Raw genomic sequence first — 19,815 nt, 5'->3', positions numbered from 1 at the left:
AAAGTTTAATCTTTTCGGGGCAAAAATGCTATGATTTACACTATAGGAGATGTTCCCATGAATTTGCTAGATATTATTAATAAGGCCAAGGCCGAAAAAGCCACCTCGTTAGACCTTTCCCAGAAAGAACTGAGAATCCTTCCTCAGGAACTTTTTGAACTGGAAGACCTCGAAGAGCTCATCCTCGACCGCAATATGCTCGTGGAACTCCCGGACGACATTTCCAAGCTCAAAAAGCTCAAAAAACTCTCCGTCAGCGAAAACGACCTGATGGAACTCCCCGAAACCATCGGTGAACTGGAAAACCTCCAGCACCTGTACCTGGGTTACAACAGCCTCTCGGAACTTCCGGATTCCGTGGGCAACCTGAAAAAGCTGGAAACGGTGAACATCGCCAAGAACCAGCTTCTGGACTTGACCCTCGAAGTCGGCAAGTGGACCAACGTCACCAAGATTTCCCTGCACGACAACATGCTTTCCGAAGTGCCTCCTACCCTCGGCAAGCTCAAAAAGCTCCGCAAGCTTTACCTCGACAACAACGACCTGACTTCCATTCCGGCCACCCTCGGCCACCTGGAATCTCTCGAAGTCCTGATGGTGTCGGGTAACAACCTGGGCGCAATCCCCTCGGAATTTTCAAACCTGAAAAAGCTCAAGGAACTGGTCCTTGACGCAAACCAGCTCGCCACCCTCCCCGAAAGCCTCGCCGAATGCGACAGCCTCGAAACCATTTCCGTGGTCGAAAACCCCATGGAAGGCGGCATCCCCCGTGTGCTCCTGGACAAGAAGGGACTGAGCATCGATCAGTAAGTTCAAGTTCGGAATCAAGGGTTAGGAGTTAATCATGGATTGTATACGCCACGTCATCGCATGCCGTAGGCAATGCAATCCATTTTTCATATTCTCTTTCCTGATTCTCAATTTACTCACCGGCTGTAGTGATTTTTTCCATCCGGTGGATTCAACTCCGGCCCCGACGGAATACACTTATAACTACTGGCTTCTGCAAAGGACCTACCTGTTCGAAGACGAACTGCCGCTGCTGGATGAAAACGGCAGTTCAGTCAACGATCTTTACGCCGCCCTCTCGGACCCCTACACACGCTACGTCCCTCCGGCAAAAAGCGAAGACACCAAGACCCATATCAACACAAGCATCGTGCCCGGCGATGTGGGAATGGAATATGTCGCATTCCCGCAAAGCGAACACCCGCTCGTCATTTACCGAGTATACGCCGAAAGCCCCGCCGGTCGAGCTGGAATCCCGCGCTACAGCACCATCTTGAACGTAAACGGCGTAGAAATCGTGGGCGATCGCGCCAAGGCCACCTACGATTCCGTCCTCACCCATAACAGGAACCTGTCCATAAAGGTCACCTATCAGGGCGATACCGCAACATACAACATCACGAAAGAAGATGTCTACGCCCCCACCGTTTTCATCGACACCCTAAACGATATCGAAGTCATCACCATCACGTCATTCAAGCTCAATACGGTCGACCGGGATAGTGGCACCCTGGGCGAGCTGAGAACCTACCTAAACGCCACAAGGAATACGACCGCCCCCAGGCTCATCGACTTGCGCAACAATCCCGGTGGACACGTAAAGCACTGCACCGCCATGGCCGACCTGTTTATCGCAAAGGGAATTTTATCCACCCGTTCCTGGCGCGGCCTTGCAAGCGACGGCACCCCCACCTACAACACCGCTTCCGAAATGGCGGAACAGGGCAACGCTGGCGAAGGCAAGAAGTTTGTGGCGCTTGTAAACAGGAATAGCGCAAGTTGCGCAGAAATCTTTGCGGCAGCCCTCCAAGAAGGCGCCAAAATTCCAATCGCCGGCGATACTACCTATGGTAAGGGAATCGGACAAAGTACCTGGAACACCATGGACGGAGGACTTGCCATTATTACGAATCTGGAATTCCTGACCCCCGAAGGCAATTCCTACCACAAGAAAGGAATTGCACCCAATTACTATTGCAAATCCCCCTCGATCACGTGCGGGCTAGAGGCTATTCAAAAGTATTACGGGAAAAAAGACGTTAAAAAGGAAAAAATCAGCATTCTTGGCGAAGAACGCCCCATACTACGCAGATACCAGTTCGATAAAGGAGCCTTTATCGAAGGTGACAGCCCCCTAGTTTTCTAGAAATTCTTACAATTAAAACCATAAAAAGGAGGTTTTTGTATGAAACTGAATCTTTTAGCCTCTGTCCTGGGCATTTACGTCCTCGTTTTTACCGCATGCGATTCCGGTAGCAGCAATGACGATTCTCTTCTCTCCGATGCAGACGTAGATCCGTTCTTTGCGAATGCCTATCCAGAAATACTCGAAATTAGTGATCCCGTGGAGCTGGAATTTTATTCAAACTACACAATGCTAGATCTTCTGTACTTGTACGCCCATACGCGCAACGAAATCAGCGATGACTATCGAGTATATCTTGGCAAGGGATCTGCTGCGGATAACCAAGTGAAGGGGCGCTGTACAGAAGGCTATTACGACATCTGCTACATGTACAACCAGATGGCCGACCCATTTACCCAGTACTTCGATCCGAGTGTTGCAGACTTGGTTTTAAGAAGTGTCATGGAAACCGAGCAAGCCGTCGGTGTCGGAGCCGAAGTCGAAGTTGTTTCGGATGGAGAGTCCAATCATTTGGTCGTTACCGAAGTATATTCGGAGGGGCCGGGAGAAAAGGCCGGACTTAAAACAGGGGACGTCGTTTTAAATGTAAACGACATTCCCATTACAACTCCCGAAAACTTTAACAAGCTGTGTTCTGGCGAAGCAGGCTCAACCGTTCCAATTACCGTCCAGCGCGGTGAAGAAATTGTGGTTGTCAGCGTTGTTCTAGAAGAAATCCACACACCCTCTGTTAAAACACATTACGAAGATTCCATACCTGTCATTGAAATTCTGGAATTTTCTCAGACGACCTCCCATAAAGAAGGAACTTACGGGGAATTTGTCGAGGCTCTGAAGAAGACCGAAGGTGCAAAATCAACGATTATCGACTTACGTCGTAACCCTGGTGGCGATACCGATCACTGTAACAGGATCGCGTACGAAATGCTTTCTGCCGGTGACACCGTTATCACGGATATCATGTCTGATATCGATCTTAAGCATCTTAAATACATTCCTATACAGGTTGACACAACTTATGCGGCACCAAGAGACGGCATCGGCAAAGACCGCTACTATGTTCTTATGTCGAGTGACTCATCGGCAAGTTGTGCAGAAATTGTATTGTCTGCAATATCTGTAAACAAGAAGGCCCCGATTGTGGGAGTCAAGTCTTACGGCAAGGGCATTGGCCAGCGCGTCGTATATGGTGATATCCTTAAGGGTGTTACTATTAAGGGGCTTGCTTTGATTACCGGCCTGCAAGGAGTTGATAAGAACGGTGAAAGCTACCATGACTTAGGCATTGTTCCGGATTTCGAAATTGTAGACCCTAACGCCCAGATGGCCAAGGCTGTCGAACTTGCTAAAGAAATGACCTTCGTTCGCACCGCCGGATACGGCACAGAAAGGCTGTACCATTTCTCGAAGGACCGCGAAACAGCATCGAACAAAAAAATCCCGGATATCCGAGACTTGAAGACAAGATACACAATTATGAAAAAATAGATCCTCTAGGCCAAATCGACGAGGATAGGCAAAATTACAAATTACGCATACGCACCATCACATCGGTGGTGTCGTTTGCTTTTACGGCAGGGGCGGCGAGAGTCGCCTCTATTTGCGAGCGGATTTCAGCCACTTCCTTCTTGAGGCGAGCAAGGCGTTCGCCTTCCAGCTTGGGGGCCGCAATCATGGTCTTGGAGGCCGGATTGATCCAGGCGCCCTTTTCGTTTTTGAAGCCCAGATGCAAGTGGGGACCGGTGCTTCGGCCCGTGGAACCCACGCGACCAATACACTGACGGGCGGCCACCTTGGAGCCCACCTTTACCCCGCGAACAGACAGGTGCATGTACCAGCTTTCGGAACGGTCCCTGTGACGAATGGCAATCTTGTTTCCGCTAAAGGGGTCAAATCCGGAAACCGTAACAACGCCCTCTGCAACAGCATAAACGGGAGTGCCCGTAGGGCTACCATAGTCAATGCCGTAATGGGTCTTGCGCTGACCCGTAATGGGGTGAATACGGGAACCGAATGGACTTGTAACGTGTAGACGGTCCAGCGGGTAACGGAGCCCGTCAAAGACCAGGGCCTCACCCTTTTCGGTATAATGGGCGTTAAAGGAACTCTTCGGATCCGGGTCTTCGTAACGGAAGGCTTCGTGGTGCCCCACGATGCGACCGTCGAATTCAGCGTAGACCACGCGACCGTCAATCCAAATGGAATCCTGGTAGAAGGTTTCTTCCAGCAGGATGCGGAACTTGTCCCCGGCGCGGGCCAAGGGGAAAGCCACCTTGCACTGGAGCACGCCACTGACAATACCCACCATGCGGCCGGGAATCCCCACCTTGAAAAGGGTTCCGTTCAGGGTGCTGCCTTCGGTAAGGGCACCTTCGAAAATTGACTGGCGACGGGTTACCGGCTTCTGGATCAGGCTATAGACGTAACCGTTTTCGGTACGGCTGAGCATGTGGACAGTTGCCGGGTTAGGGGCATAACGGAATCGCTGGACGCTGCCCGCGGAATCGATGGCGGCATAAAAGACCTGGCCCACCCGAAGCTTGGAAAGTTCCACGCTATCCTGGAGCGCAAGCACAATCTTACCCCTTTCCTTCTCGTTAATCTGCATGCGGACAAGCACCTGGAAAAGGCCATCGCCCGCACGGACGGTATCATTATGCACAAACCAGTTGCCGGGCTGCATTTGCACCTGTTCAATGGCATTTGTAAGGGAATCTATCTGTGCACGGAGCCTATCGCCTTCATCTTTAAGATTTTGAATTTTTTCCTGTTCATTGCAGCCGGAGAAAGAGAGCAAGAAAAATACAGACAAGACGACAAACAAAAAGCGGTTCACGTGCACCTCAAAATGATGTTACAAGATAGAAAAAATCCCCCCGCGGTTAAGCAAGGGGATTCTCAAAGTTCTTATGCGAACCGATTACTGTGCAGCAGCCGGGGCTTCTGCGGCAGGCTTAGCTTCTGCCTTCGGGGCTTCGGCGGGCTTTGCAGCTTCAGCAGGCTTTGCTTCAGCGGCCGGCTTTGCAGCAGCGGGCTTGGCTTCAGCCTTCGGGGCTGCCTTCGGAGCAGCAGCCTTCTTCACTTCGGCCTTCGGGGCTTCGGCAGCGGCCGGAGCGTCGGCAGAATGAGTATCGATCAATTCCATTTCGAACACGAGGAGGCTATTACCCGGAATCTGCGGGCCACGGCCACGCGGACCGTAAGCGAGGTCGCTGGGGATCCAAGCGGTGACCTTGCCGCCCACCTTCATGAGCTTGAGCATTTCGGTCCAACCCGGAATCACGGCGCCAATCGGGAATTCGAGCGGTTCGCCACGGTCGACAGAACTGTCGAACTTGGTGCCGTCGAGGAGCGTACCGGTGTAGTGCACCTTCACGATGTCGCCATCGGCCGGAGTTGCACCCGTACCTTCGGTAATCACCTTGTACTGGAGGCCAGATTCGGTGGTCACGACGCCTTCGGCAGTCTTGTTCTTGGCGAGGAATTCTTCGCCAGCAGCCTTGTTGGCTTCGGCAGCGAGGCTGTCCTTCTTGTTCTTTTCAGCCTGACGGGCCTGGGAGAGGTCAGTCAGAGTCTGGAAGATGATGGAATCGTTCATCAAGAAGTGAGCGGAATCTTCGTTGTAGCGTTCCTTGAAAGCCTGGATAAAGAGATCGAGGTCGAGGTCGATAGAGTCGCGGGTCACCAACTGGAAACGAGCCTGGTTGCCGAAATGGGCACCAAGAGCATAGCTGTACTTATCCTTTTCGGTCACCAAGGCAGTCTTGGTCTTGGGACCCTGGCACAGCTGGTCACAACCGGTCAGAGCAAATGCGAGAGCACCCGCAGCAATAATGAGTTTTTTGTTCATTTTATCCTCTTTTTTGTTAGACAAACGAAAAATAACAAAATCTTACAGGAAAAGACCATATGTAACCCTTTTTTACCAAAAGAAATTGGTATATTGCGTTTCGTAAACAAAAAAAGGTGCCTTTACTATGTGCGGAATTGTAGGCTACATCGGCCAAAACGAAGCTTTACCGGTCCTGATTGGTGGACTCAAGAAACTCGAATACCGTGGCTATGACAGCTCGGGCGTCGCCCTCATCGAAGACGGCCAAATCGAGACCGTTCGTGCTTCCGGCAAGATTGCCGCCCTTGAAGACAAACTTAAAAACAAGGCTCTTCACGGTCATGTCGGCATTGCCCACACCCGCTGGGCCACCCACGGCGCCCCCACGGAACAGAACGCCCACCCGCACCAGAGCTTTGACGGCAAGATTTCGATTGTGCACAACGGCATTATTGAAAACTACGCCATCCTCAAAAAGAAACTCCAGTCCGAAGGCGTCGAATTCAAGTCCGAAACCGACACCGAAGTCGTTGCCCACCTGATAGCCCGTTACTACAAGGGCAACTTGAAAGAGGCTGTACTCAAGGCCATTTCCAAAATTGAAGGGACCTTTGGTCTCGCCGTCATTTGCAAAGATGAACCGGGAACCTTGATTGGCGCCCGCCGCGGCAGCCCCCTCATTCTGGGCATCGGCCAAAACGAATTCTACCTGGCATCCGACGTTTCTGCCATCATCATGCATACGCAGAAAGTCGTTTACCTGGACGACAACGATATCGTCGAAATCAAGAACGACGGCTACAACCTGCTGAATACCCACAGCCAGCCCGTGCAGCACGAAGTGCAGGACGTGGAATTTGACGCAGACGCCATCGCCAAGGGCGGTTTTGCCCACTTTATGCTCAAGGAAATCTTCGAGCAGCCCGAAGTGCTCCGCAATACCATGCGCGGCCGCCTGCTGTACGCTGAAGGCAACGCCAAGCTTGCCGGCCTTGACACCAACATCAAGGAACTGCGCAATATAAACCGTATTATCATTACCGCTTGCGGCACCAGCTACTATGCCGGTATGGTGGGCGAATACATGATCGAAGACTTGGCCGGCGTCCCGGTCGAAGTCGAATACGCTTCGGAATTCCGCTACAGGAACCCCATTATCAAGCCGGGCACGCTCGTGCTCGCCATCAGCCAGTCTGGCGAAACCGCCGACACCCTGGCCGCCCTCAAGGAAGCCCAGCAGAAGGGAGCTACCGCACTTGCCATTTGTAACGGCGTGGGTTCCACCATCGCTCGCACCAGCGACGGCGGCGTTTACCTGCACGCAGGCCCCGAAATCGGCGTGGCCAGCACCAAGGCATTCACTAGCCAGGTGACCGTGCTCGCCATGATCGCCCTCTTGCTCGGCCGTCAGCGCCGCCTTTCTTTCGAAGCCGGTTCCGACATCGTGAAGGCCATGCAGGAACTCCCGGAACTGGTGGAACAGACCCTCAAACTTTCGGACCAGATTGCAGGCATCGCCAACAAGTACGTGAAGGCGAACAACTTCTTGTACCTGGGCCGCCACTTCAACTACCCCGTTGCCATGGAAGGCGCCCTGAAGCTCAAGGAAATTAGCTATATCCACGCCGAAGGCTACCCCGCCGCCGAAATGAAGCACGGCCCCATCGCCCTTATCGACGAAAACATGCCGGTCGTGGTGATTGCCCCGAAGGACGCCCTGTTTGACAAGGTAATCAGCAATGTCCGCGAAATCAAGGCTCGCGGTGGCAAGGTCATCGCCATTTCTACCGAAGACTGCCACCCGCTCGACGAAATCGCCGACCACCTGATCAAGGTTCCGAAAACCAGCCCCATGCTCATGCCGATTGTGACCTGCGTGCCGCTTCAGCTGCTCGCCTACCACATCGCAGTGCTCCGTGGCAACGACGTGGACCAGCCGCGTAACCTCGCCAAGAGCGTGACCGTGGAATAAGGCAATACAGTAAACAGAAATTAAAGCACGCCTCCCTAACGGGAGGCTTTTTTGTTTAAGGCACAAGACAATTTGGGCTCCCCTTCAAAAACGAGAAATTAACTACATTTAATTCAAATGACTGAATTCGAAGAACAGGAAGACTACGAAGTACGCATCGGGGCGTTCAATGGACCGATGGACTTGCTGGTCTATCTTGTCCAGAAGAAGGAAGTTCCGCTGGAGCAGATTTCCATTGCCGAAATTGCGGACCAGTTCTTGAAATGGGTGAACGAGTACGAGGGCACCGACCTTTCGAAGGCAGGCGACTTCTTGTACATGGCTAGCCGCTTGATGGCACTCAAGGTGCAGGAACTTTTGCCGGCCGAGCAGCGCGACCCCGAAATGGAAGCGGAATACAACGAAGACCGCGAGCAGCTCATGAAGGAAATGCTCGAATACCAGCGCTTTAAGCAGGTGGCTGGCGGTCTTCAGGAAATGGAAGCCCAGAACTTCGGTACCTATTCCCGCGGTCGTCTCGAAAAGACCCAAAGCGACGAAGAGACTTTGGCCGACGCCAACATCTGGCAGCTTTTCCGCGCCTACCAGAAGAGTTTAAAGACCAAGATTTCCGAAACGATTCACCATATCGAACTCGACTACGTGACCATTCAGGACCGCCAGCAGGCGATCAACAACTACTTGTCGGTGAATGGCCGCGCCCTGTTCGAAGACTTGCTGGATAACGATTCCCACCCGATTGTGGCGGCAGTGACCTTCATGGCTATGCTCGAAATGATCAAGACAGATGAAATCGTGTTCCGCCAGAGCGAACTGTTCGGACCGATTTGGATTTACCGCAAGAAGAACAACGCCGACTACGCCGAAGAAATGGCGCACGAGACCGTGTTCTTCAGCAAGGATCCGGATGTGAAGCCGGGCCTTGTAGAGGCCATTCGCAACCAGGCAATTGCCCGTTCCAAGGAACAGAGCGTGGGCGATTTGGCCGCCGTGATGCGCGAAGCCGTGCTGTGGACCAGCCGCGGCAGGAACGTGAGCGACGAAGACTTGACCGCAATGCTCGAAGGTCGCGAAGACTTGAGCGAAGTGCAGGAAAATCCGTTCGCTGAAATGATGAAGGAAGATGAGGCGGCTGAGGGTGCCGCATCTGCAGAAGGAACGGCTCCGGTCACTGAGAATGCTCCGCCCGCTGAGAATGTTCCGGCAGCCGAGAACGCTGCGCCGGCAACTGAAGCTACCGCAGAAGCAAGCGTCCCCGTTGTGGAACATGCTGCCGAACAGATTGTTTCGTCGCCTACAGCTCCTCGCAATGACAAGGGAGCCGAGAGCAGCAGAAATGCTAGCATTTCTATTGCCGAGGCGAACCAGTCATGCGCTTTGCGCAATGACGTGGTTACCGAAGATACTGCCGCGCCGATTGAAGAATCTCCTGTGGAAGATATTCCCGTTGTCGAAGAAACTCCTGTTGAAGAGAATGACGAATGGATCGCCACGCCTTCGGCTCGCGATGACGCGACTGAAGAAATCCCTACAGAAGAGCCGCAGCCGTCGGATAACATGACGGACGAAGAATTCGAAGCCTTCATGAAAAAAGCCCAGGCGTTCTATGACACCCAGGCGAATGAAAATTCTGGTTCAGACGACGATGACGAATTTCCCAATATAGAGATTCATTCAGGCGACTAGAGGAGATCCCGAGGCAAGCCCGGGATGACAACAGAAGGCTAGTCTCGTCGGCCACCGATAAGGCCTGCGCGGTACGCCCAGTAAAGCAACTGCATAATGGAGCCGATAGCGGCTGCCACGTAGGTAAGCCCTGCGGCAAACAGCACTCCCGAAACCGTATTGTATTCGCGGCCCTGCGCCACAATGTCAAGGCGAGCAAGCACCTTCTTGGCGCGGGAAGAAGCATCGAATTCCACCGGCACCGTGATCAGCGTAAAGAGCGTTGCAATGCCGAAGAGCACAACGCCAGCCACCGCAAGGGAATAACCCAGCGCACGGCCTGCACTCATCAGAACGATACCAAGAATCACAAGCCACGGACCCAGATTAGAACCCAAGTTTGCAGCCGGCACAATAAAGGAACGCAGCCACAGCGGGAAGTACCCCTGCGCATGCTGAATGGCATGGCCCACTTCGTGAGCGGCAACGCCAGCGGCAGATGCATTGCGGCCGTTATAAACTTCTGGCGACAAGTTCAAAGTCTTGTTCAGCGGATTGTAATGGTCCGACAAGAATCCATGATGCTGCAAAACCTTCACATCGGTAATGCCCGCATCCATCAGGATAGCCTTCGCCACATCGGCGCCGGTTAAGCCACTCGAAATACCGACCTTCTGGCCAGCGTTAAAACGAGACTTGACCATCCAAGAAACACTACCCGAAAGGGCCAGCGTCACCAGGAGAATTGTCATGTATAAAGGATCGAACATCATATAGTTACCTCAAGGAACAATATACAAAAAAGACGACGGAATCATGAAGCATTTCGTCGTCCAATAATTACTACATATCGCCGGTTTCGAGTTTGCTGCCGTCGCGAAGGTTCGTAAGCACAAGCCCAAGCAGCAAGTAGAACACCGCCTGCATGGCAAGGGGCAGCAAAAGGGAGGCCGCATCGTAAATGTCGGCTCCGCGCTGTTCAATGGTCAGCCAAGCCGGAATTGCAAAGGTCGAAGGCAACAAGCAAGAGAGTCCCTTCATCCACGCCGGAATCAATTCAGTAGGCCAGCTAAAGTTCGACAGGAACAGAATCGGGATGCTCATGTACAGGAACAACTGCATGCTGGTTTCGCGGCGCAAGAACACCTGCGAAAGCACCATCCCGAAATTAATCACCGAGAACAGGAACACGATGGCGAACGCCACCATTGGCAAGATCTCGCCGCGACGCGGGAAGTCAAACACATTGTACACCACAAAATGGTAGAACAGAATGAAGCTGCAATAATGCAAGAAGTACGCCAGCGAACGCCCGAAATAGCGGTAAGGCATCAGTTCGTTTTCCACAGAACTATCGCGGTTCTTTTTGCGGAACTTGCGGTGAGCACGGGCACCACCCAAAATGCAAATGCCGATCACAAGGGTCTGCTGCAAAATCAGCACCAACACGCTAGGCACCACGTAATTGGAATAACTACCCGTGTTGTTGTACATAGTCTGCACGCTGATGGGAATGGGGTCGCGCATGGCAATCGCCTTTGCCGCCGGAACCTTCTTGCCTAATGCAATCCGCTTGACTTTTGTAGTCGCGCCCACCGTGAGCGCACATGTGGTAAATGCCGTTCCGATGTTTCCGTGGAGCATCACGTAAGCGCCGTGCGTAAACACGTTCACGTTTGTCTTGCCGCCATTGCGGAGCGTCTTTTCCATGTCTTGGGGAATCACCATGAAGCCATAGATTTTCTCATTTGCCATGGCTTCTTCAGCTTCGCGAATATCCGAAAACACATAACGCACATCGATCTGCTGGGCAGCCGCCGACATTTGCGTCAAGTCGCGGGACATCACGGTCTTGTCCAAATCCACCACGGCAACAGGAATCTTCGATGCCGTCTGGTTCATGTACGGAGTCGGGTAATAGAAGGCGTAAAGCACACCCGCCACCACCAGCAAAAGCACAGCGGCCGGATCCGTGTAAAAGAGTTTCCATTCGGCAAAGGCCACCTTGAAAAGTCGCTTAAAGAGGTCAATCATCTTTGCCTCCTCAGAGCGATATCAGCCGCAACCGCCTTGCGAACGCTTAAATCCGAAGCGATAGCCTCGGCAGCACTCTTGATTTTGTCTTTCAACTTCAGTTTTTCGCGGGCTTCCCAATCGGCTTCTTTTACCAAAGCTTCTTTCCAGCGCAAGAACAAGAGCCTTGCACCAAGCATGTGCCAGAACAACGCCATAAACAAGAGTACCACAATCGATTCCCAAGCATGAGCCTTGCCGACAGAGCCCAAGAGCATGGTCGATTGCACCTTAAGCACATGGGTAAGCGGAAGCAAGAATGCAAAGCAGCGCACCGCAAAAGGCATCGCCATCACCGGGAAGGTTTGGCCTGCAAAAGCAAAAGCCGGGCCCGCAATCACGCCCGCCACACTCGTGGACATACGCATATTGCCCGTGATGCCCACAAAGGCGGCACCCGCACCAGAGCAAGCCAAGAGCATGGCCAACTGCCCCGCCGACACCATGATGAATTCATCGAGAGTCATGGGTGTAAGCGCCCGATGGGCATAAGCGTAGACCGCCATCATGGAAAGCCACAGAATTGCAACCATCGGCAAGAAGGTCGCCGCCCCAAGCACCATGCGAGAGTTACCTGCCGCCGCCAAGAATTCACGAATGCGATGATCGCGGAACGGGAAACTGAACAGGTAAACGGCCGCAAGAATTCCTGCTAAGTGGAAAATTGCCGTCACAAGCCCGAGGCCCAAAAATCCTTGGTAGTTACCGCTGTTATTGCCGACGGACTTGAGTTCCACATGAATGGGATCGTCCATCTGCTTGGTGAACTGGTTTGCGCCAATGGTCGAAATCACCGAGCGGATTTCCTTGACCGCAAAGGTGTTGGTCAGATAATTCTGACCGCTAGAATAAACCGGAATCACGGGTGCCTCGAGCCGGAGCGCACGGCGTTCCATATCGTAAGGCAACACGATGAAGCCCTGCAAGTCGCCACGGACAACAGCATGTTCGCATTCACTGCGCTCTTCGCAAACCATTTCCACAGAAAGCACCGGGTCTGCGCGGAGCGCCATTTCAATCTCGTCGGCTAGTTGCGAACGGTCTTGTTTTAAAATTCCGATAGGAACATGCTGAATGGTTTCGGCCGAGAAAAAATCCACCATGAAGGTAGAAGTTGCCACCGGCAAAATCAAGAGCACCAGCCACAAGACGATATTGTGGCTGATATAGATTTTCTTGAAAGCTCTAAAGAACGCAAGGAACACGATAGCGACCTTACTGAATCTGCTCCACGGAGAAAAGCACACTCATGCCGGGGCGCAAGTTTTCAATTTTGGTCTTCGGGCGCAGGCGCACTTCGAAACTCTTGAGATCGAAACCGCCGCTTTCCTTGGAGCTACGCCAAGTGGCGTAATCACCCACCGAGGCAATGTAGCTGACTTCCATTTCCACATTCTGGTCGAGGGCCGGAATGTACATGTTGAAGGTCTTGCCCTTGGATACATTCTTGAGCAAGTCTTCGCGCAAATGGAATACCGCCCATGAATCGTTGAGATCGGTAATGGCGACCACAGGCATGCCAGAACCAACGACTTCGCCCTCTTCGACCAACTTCACGGAGACTTCGCCTGAGATGGGGGCGCGGATTTTCGTTTCTTCGAGGTAGGCGTCGACCTCGGCGTTGGCGCCCTTCGCTTGCATCACGAGGGCGTTTGCGGCAGCCTTGTCTTCGCTGCGGGCGCCGGCGAGGGCCTGTTCATACTGGGCCTTGGCGGCGTCGGCGGCAGACTGCGAAGCCTTCATCTGGGTTTCGGCTTCGTCGCGCTTCTGGAGCGGAAGCACGCCTTCGTTATAAAGCTTTTGCACACGATCGTAAGTATTCTTAGCAAGGTTTGCGGCATCCTGGGCACGCGAAGCCATCGCCTTGAGAGCCGTAATGTCTTCGGAGCGGGCGCCGTTCTTTGCCTTGTTCGCCTGAGCGCGGGCAGCGCCCAAAGCACCCTGGGCCTGAATCTTTTTCGCCTCGATTTCGGGGCTGCTAATGATGGCCACAATGGCATCCTTTTCAACCATGTCGCCTTCGCGGAAGAACAGCTGTTCCACGCGACCAGGGACCTTCCCCGCCACCAACACGCGGCGAGCTTCCATCTGACCCTGCAAATAGGCATCGCGGGGTTCCGTCGCAAACTTCTGCAACGTCACGATTCCAAGAACGATCAAGGCAATCAACGCCAAGATCACTAATGTTTTTCCGATTAATTTCAAGACGTTCATTATTTTTCTCCGTTTCTAAATTCAGTTTGCAGGAGCAGCAGGCGTTGCTGCTTCAGAAGCCTTGGCACTATCTGCCGGAACACTTGCCGAAATATTTGCCGGTTCTGCAGCGGGAGCAACAGCTGGTTCGACGGTCTTTGCAGAATCTGCCGACGCAGCACTCACGTCATTGCGAGCCGAAGGCGCGGCAATCTCTTCGCTAGCTTTAGCGGGTTCCTCAGCCATCGTTTCTTCCACAGGCTTCACATTCTTGAGCATCTCGCCCGCATTCGCCACTTCACCGCTGGCTTCCAAAAGTCCAAGCCATGCGACCACGGCATCGAAATGAGCCTTCAGGTCAGCCACCTGCAAACGAGAAAGGGCGAGTTCGGCATCCACCACATCCAAGCCTGTAGCAAGGCCTGCTTCGTAAGCGAGGGTCTGGCTGCGGTGGGCTTCTTCGGCCAATTCGCGAGTTTTCTTCAAACTTTCCAGGCGGCTCTTGGCATGTTCCATTTCACGCCAGCGTTTTTCCACCAGCAGGCCAATGTTATCCATGGTCTGCTCTTCCATGCTCGACAGCGAACGGTCAAGAGCCTTCGCGTTGCTTACCTTGGAGCGAGTCTCGCCGCCCTTGAACAAGTCCCACTGCATCTTGGCACCCACCGCCCAGTCGGGCTCCAAGAGCGTCAAGTCGCGAGTATAAAGTTCCTTGTAGGCAAAGAGCGCCACTGTCGGGAAATAATCGGCGCGGGCAGCGCTCACCGCATCCTGGCTGCGCTTACGCTCGGTACGCAACTGGCGCAGTCCCGGGTGCCTATCCATAGCCAGTTGCTTGAATTCTTCCATGCCGAAAGTCTGTTCCGGAGCCATCACCGGAGTGATAGCCGTAATGTTCGTGTCGGTATGCAACAAGCTTGCAAGTGCAAGTCGCGCCAGCGTCTGGTCGCGGTAAGAATCTTCCAATGCATTTTCCGCTTCGGCCAAGGCTACTTCGGCGCGCAGGCGTTCCGCCTTGCTAATCTGTCCACCTTCTTCAAGCTTCCTGGAACGGGCCAAATGTTCTTCCAAGTTCTTCTTGGTGCTTTCGCGAAGCACCGTCAATTCTTCAGCCAAGCGTAACGTAAAGTACTTGGTGGCCACATCCATGAGGATGGTGTTTTGCGCCATGTCGAAGGCAGCCTTCTTGGCGTTCACGTTTTCTTTGGCGGCATCGTAGGCAGAATAAATCTTAAGACCTGTAAAAATCGGCCAAATGGCAGTCAGGCGTGCATTAAAGAACACGTCGTCCTGCACCTTCATACGGAAATCGGCATCATCGATCTGCGACTGGGCCGCTTCGAGTTTCTGTTGCGTTTCCAGTGCATACTTGTCCGCATTCTGCTGGGCAATTTCTTGTGCGGTACCGCCCACTTTGTCAAGCGCAAAGGCACTCGCCCGTTCTGGAGTCATGCCTGCCGCAAGAGCACCATTGTATGCCTGTTCGTAACCGGCCTGCGCCTTATTGTAGGCATCGATGTATGCCTTGGAATACACCGCCGCAGGGCCAACCGTCGCAAGACCGCCTGCAAGACCGCTCATGGCCTGCTGAATTTCACCCAAGTCAATATAAATGGGGTCGTTAATCTTTGTAACACTGGCTGTCAACGACAACTGGGGCATAAAACGGGAACGGGCCTCGGTTCGTCCACTTTCGGCCATATCCACTTTTGCCCTTTCGGCCTTTATTTGCGAATTGTTCGTTTTCGCCATGGAAATCGCATCAGACAGCGAAATCGGCGCAGCAAAAACGGCAGCACTCGCTGCAATACCCAAAAACAAACTCTTTCTCATAGCATCATAAAAATAAATTTTTCCATACAAAAAAACCGCTCCAAAGGAGCGGTTTCCCTCATTTTTACAAAAAATGTATTATAAGGCGCTTACAAGCCGTTTATAAAACACTAACGGCCCGCAAGACAGCGTTTTTTACTTACCCGGAGTGGGTTCGCCAACAGTCCAAGCAGAGGCTTCGTAACCCATGGTCGTAACGTCCTTACGTTGCAAGCTGAATCCGAAACCATCGGCACGCTTGTAATCGACGCCTGCACCACGCCAGTTATCGCTATAGAGCGATGCATCGGACCAATCATAGAACCACTGGTCATTCAAAGGATTAGATGCGTCCTTGATCAAAGAGTAGGGTTTCTTGACAGCAATGGTTTCACCACGGTTCGAAAGCTTACCCTTATAGAACTTCACCAAGACATCGGCAGCAAGCTGATAACGGTTACGCAGCTTTGTCTCTCCAACGGCAGTCGAGAGCGATTCAGGGAAGAGCACCGCAAAACCACCCGCCGGAATAATATCAGTTGCCGCGAACTCGAAATTAATACCTTCAACCTTCCAGCCTCTGCTACCATTGCTAAGCGACTGGTACATGGTAATCGCTTCAGAAGAAGTGTTCTTGAGTTCCAGGAATTCCACGTCGTTCAAGTCTTCTTCATTGGGGTGATAATGAATTTCATTGATTACCACCGGACCAATGTAAAGAGCCGTATTGGGAGTACCCGGAGTAGCTTCCTTCAAGGCTCCCTGAGCGGTAGAACCATCACTCAAGTCCACCACGCCACTCGAAAGTTCACTAGAAGGCAAAAGCAAACTAGATTCATCACCTTCGGTTTCGCCATACAGATAATAAGAACCACCAATGGGGCTAACAATCAGTTCCTTCGTGACTCCAGCAGAATCAAAATCGGTCGCACCATCCAGCACGAGGTAGCCACCTGCAGGAACGGTACCGGCTTTAATCGTGAGTTTTTCTTTGCGGACCTTAGATTCAAAAGTCCAGCCTGTCACGTCCACTTCGGCAGAACCTGCATTATAGAGTTCCACCCAAGAAGCCTTACCCGTCTGATTCGGCATAATCTCGTTCAAGCGAATATTCGACGTCGTAAGCCATTCGTCATTGCCCACCCCCGGATTACCCTTAAGAATCTTGCTTGCGCCCCAAGAAGTCGCCTGGGCAGCGTTACCGCCCTTGTACACCAAGGTACGGCCCTTACCGTTTGCAAGAGACGGCCAAGGAGGTTCCATGCTGTAAGAGCAGCTCACGTCACCTTCGCCCATGACTTTCACGTCAATCACGTCGCCTTCGTTAGAAAGCTTTGCCACAGCGCCAGTAGCGGGATCATTAGCCCAGGGGCCATAGAGCCTTCCGGCATAATCCGGATACTCCTGCTTGAAGAGATCCATGTTGTTGGTCACGACAATATATTCGCCTTTCTTCAAGGGATCATTCGGGAAATCATAAGAAATAGCACCATCCAAACGCATGCCCGATGCCAACATACTGGGAATATCCGGGCCACTGGCAATGGTCACTTCAATCCATTCCAGTTCAGAACCTTCGGGGGCGTTGTACATGATTTCGGTAATGGCCATCTGGGTTACAGATTCATCGACCACAGAAGATGACGACGTATTTTTATTTCCGTTTTCGCCATTGCTGCTGGACGAACCAGTGGCGCCACCGGAAGAATTGGGGTCAGCCCCTTCTTCCGAAGAAGTCGGTGTATCCGGATTATCGGGCTCAGGTTCCGACGACGAGCTGCTGGAACAAGAAGTGGCAAGAACCATTGCAGTTACAGCCGAGCCAGCCAAAAGAATTTTTTTGATATCCATAAAGGTATCCTCGTAAAACGTACTTCTATTTTAATAATTTTCGCCAGCGCCAACAGCAAGCTTCGTCCAATAGGGAGCCTTAAAGCGACGCGGATTCTCGTAGACGCGCTTCCATTCGGCGGCGGCATTGCCAAACTTCGAAAAAGCCGCATGTTTCAGGTTCAAGAACTTGATCAGGTCGAACATCCAATAAGGCACCTGGGAGCAGGGGCACTTGAGCTCTAGAACGGCATCACATGCCGGCTGGAAAAATCTCGGAAGTCCCGTCGAATGCATGTAATGAGGATCCACCGTATAATCAAAACCGTTTTCTTCGCGGAATCGCATGCCAGTATCGATGGTCACTCGAGAATATTCTTCGCGAAGCCCAAACCAGGCGCGGCGCTTGTACTGGGTCAAAAGGCGCGGATGTGCATTATAGAGTTCCGTCTTGTACAAGAAATCCTTGACGTACATGCGGTCCTTTTCACCCTTGCACGGCCAGTCTTCAGGCTTCATGTTCCAAACTTCGCCCGGGTTAATGCCCTTGATAGTTCCACGGCTCTTGTAGCAAATATTCTTGATCTTGCGCTTGCATTCAAAGTGGAACGTTCCGTCTTGAGCCGGGTGTTCACCGTAGGTGCGGATGCGCATGTTAAAGCGATCCAATAGCTGTTTCTTTTTCCAGCCGAGGAACGTCCAGCTAGGCGAATCCAAGTAGAGGTTCGTGATCCAATAGAATCCGCCCGGGGTAATTTTAGAGTAATAGTCTTCTTCGCAGTACGGCGCAAGGAATTGGCCGATACGGTCCGCCCATTCCACAGGAATGTGGTACTTGAGTTCGAACCTTTCGAGAAGGCTAAATCCGCGGGCTTCGGCCATACTACTTGAGCCCCCCGACTAGGTGGTTCTGCACGCCTTCCTTGGAGAGCTGGCCTGCATACTGCAATACTTCAAGATAAAGATCGTAAATGTCCGTTTCGAGCTTGGCCGCATTCAGTTCGCTTTCGACAGCGGATTCGCGGGCACGCAGCAAAAGGAGCGGGTCAGAACCGGCGTCTTTAGCAAACTGTTCGAAGATATTGCCAGCCTTTACCTTGTCAGCAAAATCCTTCTGCACCTTCCACTGGGCAAGGAAACCATTAATCTGTTCCACAAGGCGGTTCACCTTCACGCTCACGTCGCGAGCCTTTTCCATATAGTCGCCTTCGGCATCAAGGTCTGCCACCTGGTTACGCAGGTCGTTATCCTTGTTGCTATCGAAGAACGGGAGCTTGATAGCCAGCGTCGCATAGAACTTGTCGCGAGTAAGGCGGCTGTCCCTGTCAGCCACTTCTTTCTGAATCGCGTAGGTATTGTCAAAGAGGCCGGTCTTTTCATCTTCGGCATTTTTCAGCCATTCCGCACAGGCGTCAGCATCGTAATACTCACCATTCTTCGTGCACAAATCAGAATAACCCATGTCCTTGTACTTTTTCATCAAGGATTCGATCTTCAAGGAGTAGCCGATACCGATGTGAGAAATGTAATCACGACGGCTAGCTACATCCTGCTTAGCGCGGGCCTTTTCGGAATCCATCTTGCCCTTAGCCATGGCAAGCTGCGGGAAGTTGTCACTCACGTCAACTCCATCTTTCAGCTGGGCTTCAATCTCTTCCATAGACGGAAGCCAGGTAGAATCCAACTCGATACTATCGAAATCGGGAATCCACACACGCAGCTTTCGTTCGGAATTCTGGAGGGAATTGGAATCGTTAATCAGCGCCGCACGGATGGAAGCTTCTTTTTCAAGAGCGGACATCAAGTCCTGCGGATTGAACGTAGCCGAGCCAGACTTGATATGCAGCACTTCGATACGGTCTGCGTTAATCTGGTAGAGTTCCTGATTCAACGCATTGATACGCTTGCGCATCAGATAATGGATGGCACGTTCGTAACGGTCATACAGAAGAACACCGCGGTCTTCAGCCAGCTGGGCGTTTGCATAAGCCATTTGCGCTTCGTAATGAGCACGATCGGCAGAGCCTTCGCCAAAAGCCTTCGGAGTCATGCGAAGTTCAAAATCGTGCTGGGCAAAGCTAAAGCCATCCAGTTTGTAACGCAGTTCAAGCTTGTCCCACAACTTAGTGCTGCGGGAAGTCGCAATATTGGCACGCTTCTTAGAGGCCTGGTAACGCACATCGTCATCAGCAGACTTGATGAGAGTCTCCCAAGTCAGAGGAGCAGCAATCAAAGGGGCTGCGACAAACAAAGATACAAGAGCAAATTTTTTCATAAATCAAA

General features: G+C 52.3%; 15 protein-coding genes. 5 read left to right on the top strand and 10 right to left on the bottom strand.

What is annotated here, in order from left to right:
• The first annotated feature begins 57 nt into the window (after positions 1–57).
• Genes ACJMNB_RS01775 through ACJMNB_RS01765 form a run of 3 tightly spaced genes read left to right on the top strand, consistent with a single transcriptional unit; the run spans position 58 to position 3,643 of the window.
• Entirely contained in the window at positions 58–810 is a 753-nt protein-coding gene (locus tag ACJMNB_RS01775) for a leucine-rich repeat domain-containing protein (RefSeq protein WP_405338373.1), read from the top strand.
• Positions 811–844: 34 nt separating this feature from the next.
• Positions 845–2,155 carry a S41 family peptidase gene (locus ACJMNB_RS01770; RefSeq protein ID WP_405338371.1) on the top strand — a complete coding sequence of 437 codons (1,311 nt, stop codon included), beginning with the start codon at positions 845–847 and terminating at the stop codon, positions 2,153–2,155.
• 39 nt (positions 2,156–2,194) lie between these two features.
• Entirely contained in the window at positions 2,195–3,643 is a 1,449-nt protein-coding gene (locus ACJMNB_RS01765; RefSeq protein ID WP_405338369.1) for a S41 family peptidase, read from the top strand.
• Positions 3,644–3,677: 34 nt separating this feature from the next.
• On the opposite strand, the gene ACJMNB_RS01760 is transcribed toward ACJMNB_RS01765, so the two are convergent.
• Both ACJMNB_RS01760 and ACJMNB_RS01755 read right to left on the bottom strand, forming a co-directional pair.
• Entirely contained in the window at positions 3,678–4,991 is a 1,314-nt protein-coding gene (locus ACJMNB_RS01760; protein ID WP_405338367.1) for a M23 family metallopeptidase, read from the bottom strand.
• A gap of 84 nt (positions 4,992–5,075) precedes the next feature.
• Positions 5,076–6,005 (bottom strand): FKBP-type peptidyl-prolyl cis-trans isomerase, encoded by a 930-nt coding sequence (locus tag ACJMNB_RS01755; RefSeq protein ID WP_405338365.1) that lies wholly within the window; start codon positions 6,003–6,005, stop codon positions 5,076–5,078.
• Between the two features lie 127 nt (positions 6,006–6,132).
• On the opposite strand from ACJMNB_RS01755, the gene glmS reads away from it, so the two are divergent.
• Together glmS and ACJMNB_RS01745 are read left to right on the top strand one after the other, a co-directional pair.
• Complete coding sequence (gene glmS / locus ACJMNB_RS01750; RefSeq protein WP_405338363.1) at positions 6,133–7,959, top strand: glutamine--fructose-6-phosphate transaminase (isomerizing); 1,827 nt, start codon at positions 6,133–6,135, stop codon at positions 7,957–7,959.
• 117 nt (positions 7,960–8,076) lie between these two features.
• Positions 8,077–9,645: a segregation/condensation protein A gene (locus ACJMNB_RS01745; protein ID WP_405338361.1), complete on the top strand. Its 1,569-nt coding sequence runs from the start codon at positions 8,077–8,079 to the stop codon at positions 9,643–9,645.
• A 38-nt stretch (positions 9,646–9,683) separates the two neighbouring features.
• Here ACJMNB_RS01745 and ACJMNB_RS01740 read toward each other — a convergent pair whose 3' ends face one another.
• From ACJMNB_RS01740 to ACJMNB_RS01705, 8 genes are all read right to left on the bottom strand, one after another.
• Positions 9,684–10,397, bottom strand: a complete 714-nt coding sequence (locus ACJMNB_RS01740; RefSeq protein WP_405338359.1) for a zinc metallopeptidase — start codon at positions 10,395–10,397, stop codon at positions 9,684–9,686.
• Between the two features lie 70 nt (positions 10,398–10,467).
• Complete coding sequence (locus ACJMNB_RS01735) at positions 10,468–11,658, bottom strand: ABC transporter permease (RefSeq protein WP_405338357.1); 1,191 nt, start codon at positions 11,656–11,658, stop codon at positions 10,468–10,470.
• Positions 11,655–12,902: an ABC transporter permease gene (locus ACJMNB_RS01730; protein ID WP_405338355.1), complete on the bottom strand. Its 1,248-nt coding sequence runs from the start codon at positions 12,900–12,902 to the stop codon at positions 11,655–11,657. Before ACJMNB_RS01730 ends, ACJMNB_RS01735 begins: the two co-directional genes overlap by 4 nt.
• A 10-nt stretch (positions 12,903–12,912) precedes the next feature.
• A complete protein-coding gene (locus tag ACJMNB_RS01725) occupies positions 12,913–13,911 on the bottom strand; it encodes an HlyD family secretion protein (RefSeq protein WP_405338353.1) in 999 nt (332 codons plus the stop codon).
• 21 nt (positions 13,912–13,932) lie between these two features.
• Entirely contained in the window at positions 13,933–15,723 is a 1,791-nt protein-coding gene (locus ACJMNB_RS01720) for a TolC family protein (RefSeq protein ID WP_405338351.1), read from the bottom strand.
• A gap of 135 nt (positions 15,724–15,858) precedes the next feature.
• Positions 15,859–17,553 carry a lamin tail domain-containing protein gene (locus tag ACJMNB_RS01715; RefSeq protein ID WP_405338349.1) on the bottom strand — a complete coding sequence of 565 codons (1,695 nt, stop codon included), beginning with the start codon at positions 17,551–17,553 and terminating at the stop codon, positions 15,859–15,861.
• A 30-nt stretch (positions 17,554–17,583) separates the two neighbouring features.
• Positions 17,584–18,414, bottom strand: coding sequence for a polyphosphate polymerase domain-containing protein (locus ACJMNB_RS01710; protein WP_405338347.1), 831 nt, complete (start codon positions 18,412–18,414; stop codon positions 17,584–17,586).
• Position 18,415: 1 nt separating this feature from the next.
• Entirely contained in the window at positions 18,416–19,807 is a 1,392-nt protein-coding gene (locus tag ACJMNB_RS01705) for a hypothetical protein (RefSeq protein WP_405338345.1), read from the bottom strand.
• Between the last annotated feature and the right edge of the window lie 8 nt (positions 19,808–19,815).

The sequence above is a fragment of the Fibrobacter sp. genome (assembly GCF_045131395.1).
Taxonomy (GTDB): Bacteria; Fibrobacterota; Fibrobacteria; order Fibrobacterales; family Fibrobacteraceae; genus Fibrobacter.
The sequence above is the reverse complement of the archived record's forward strand: the minus strand, read 5'-3'. Positions and strand labels throughout refer to the sequence as shown.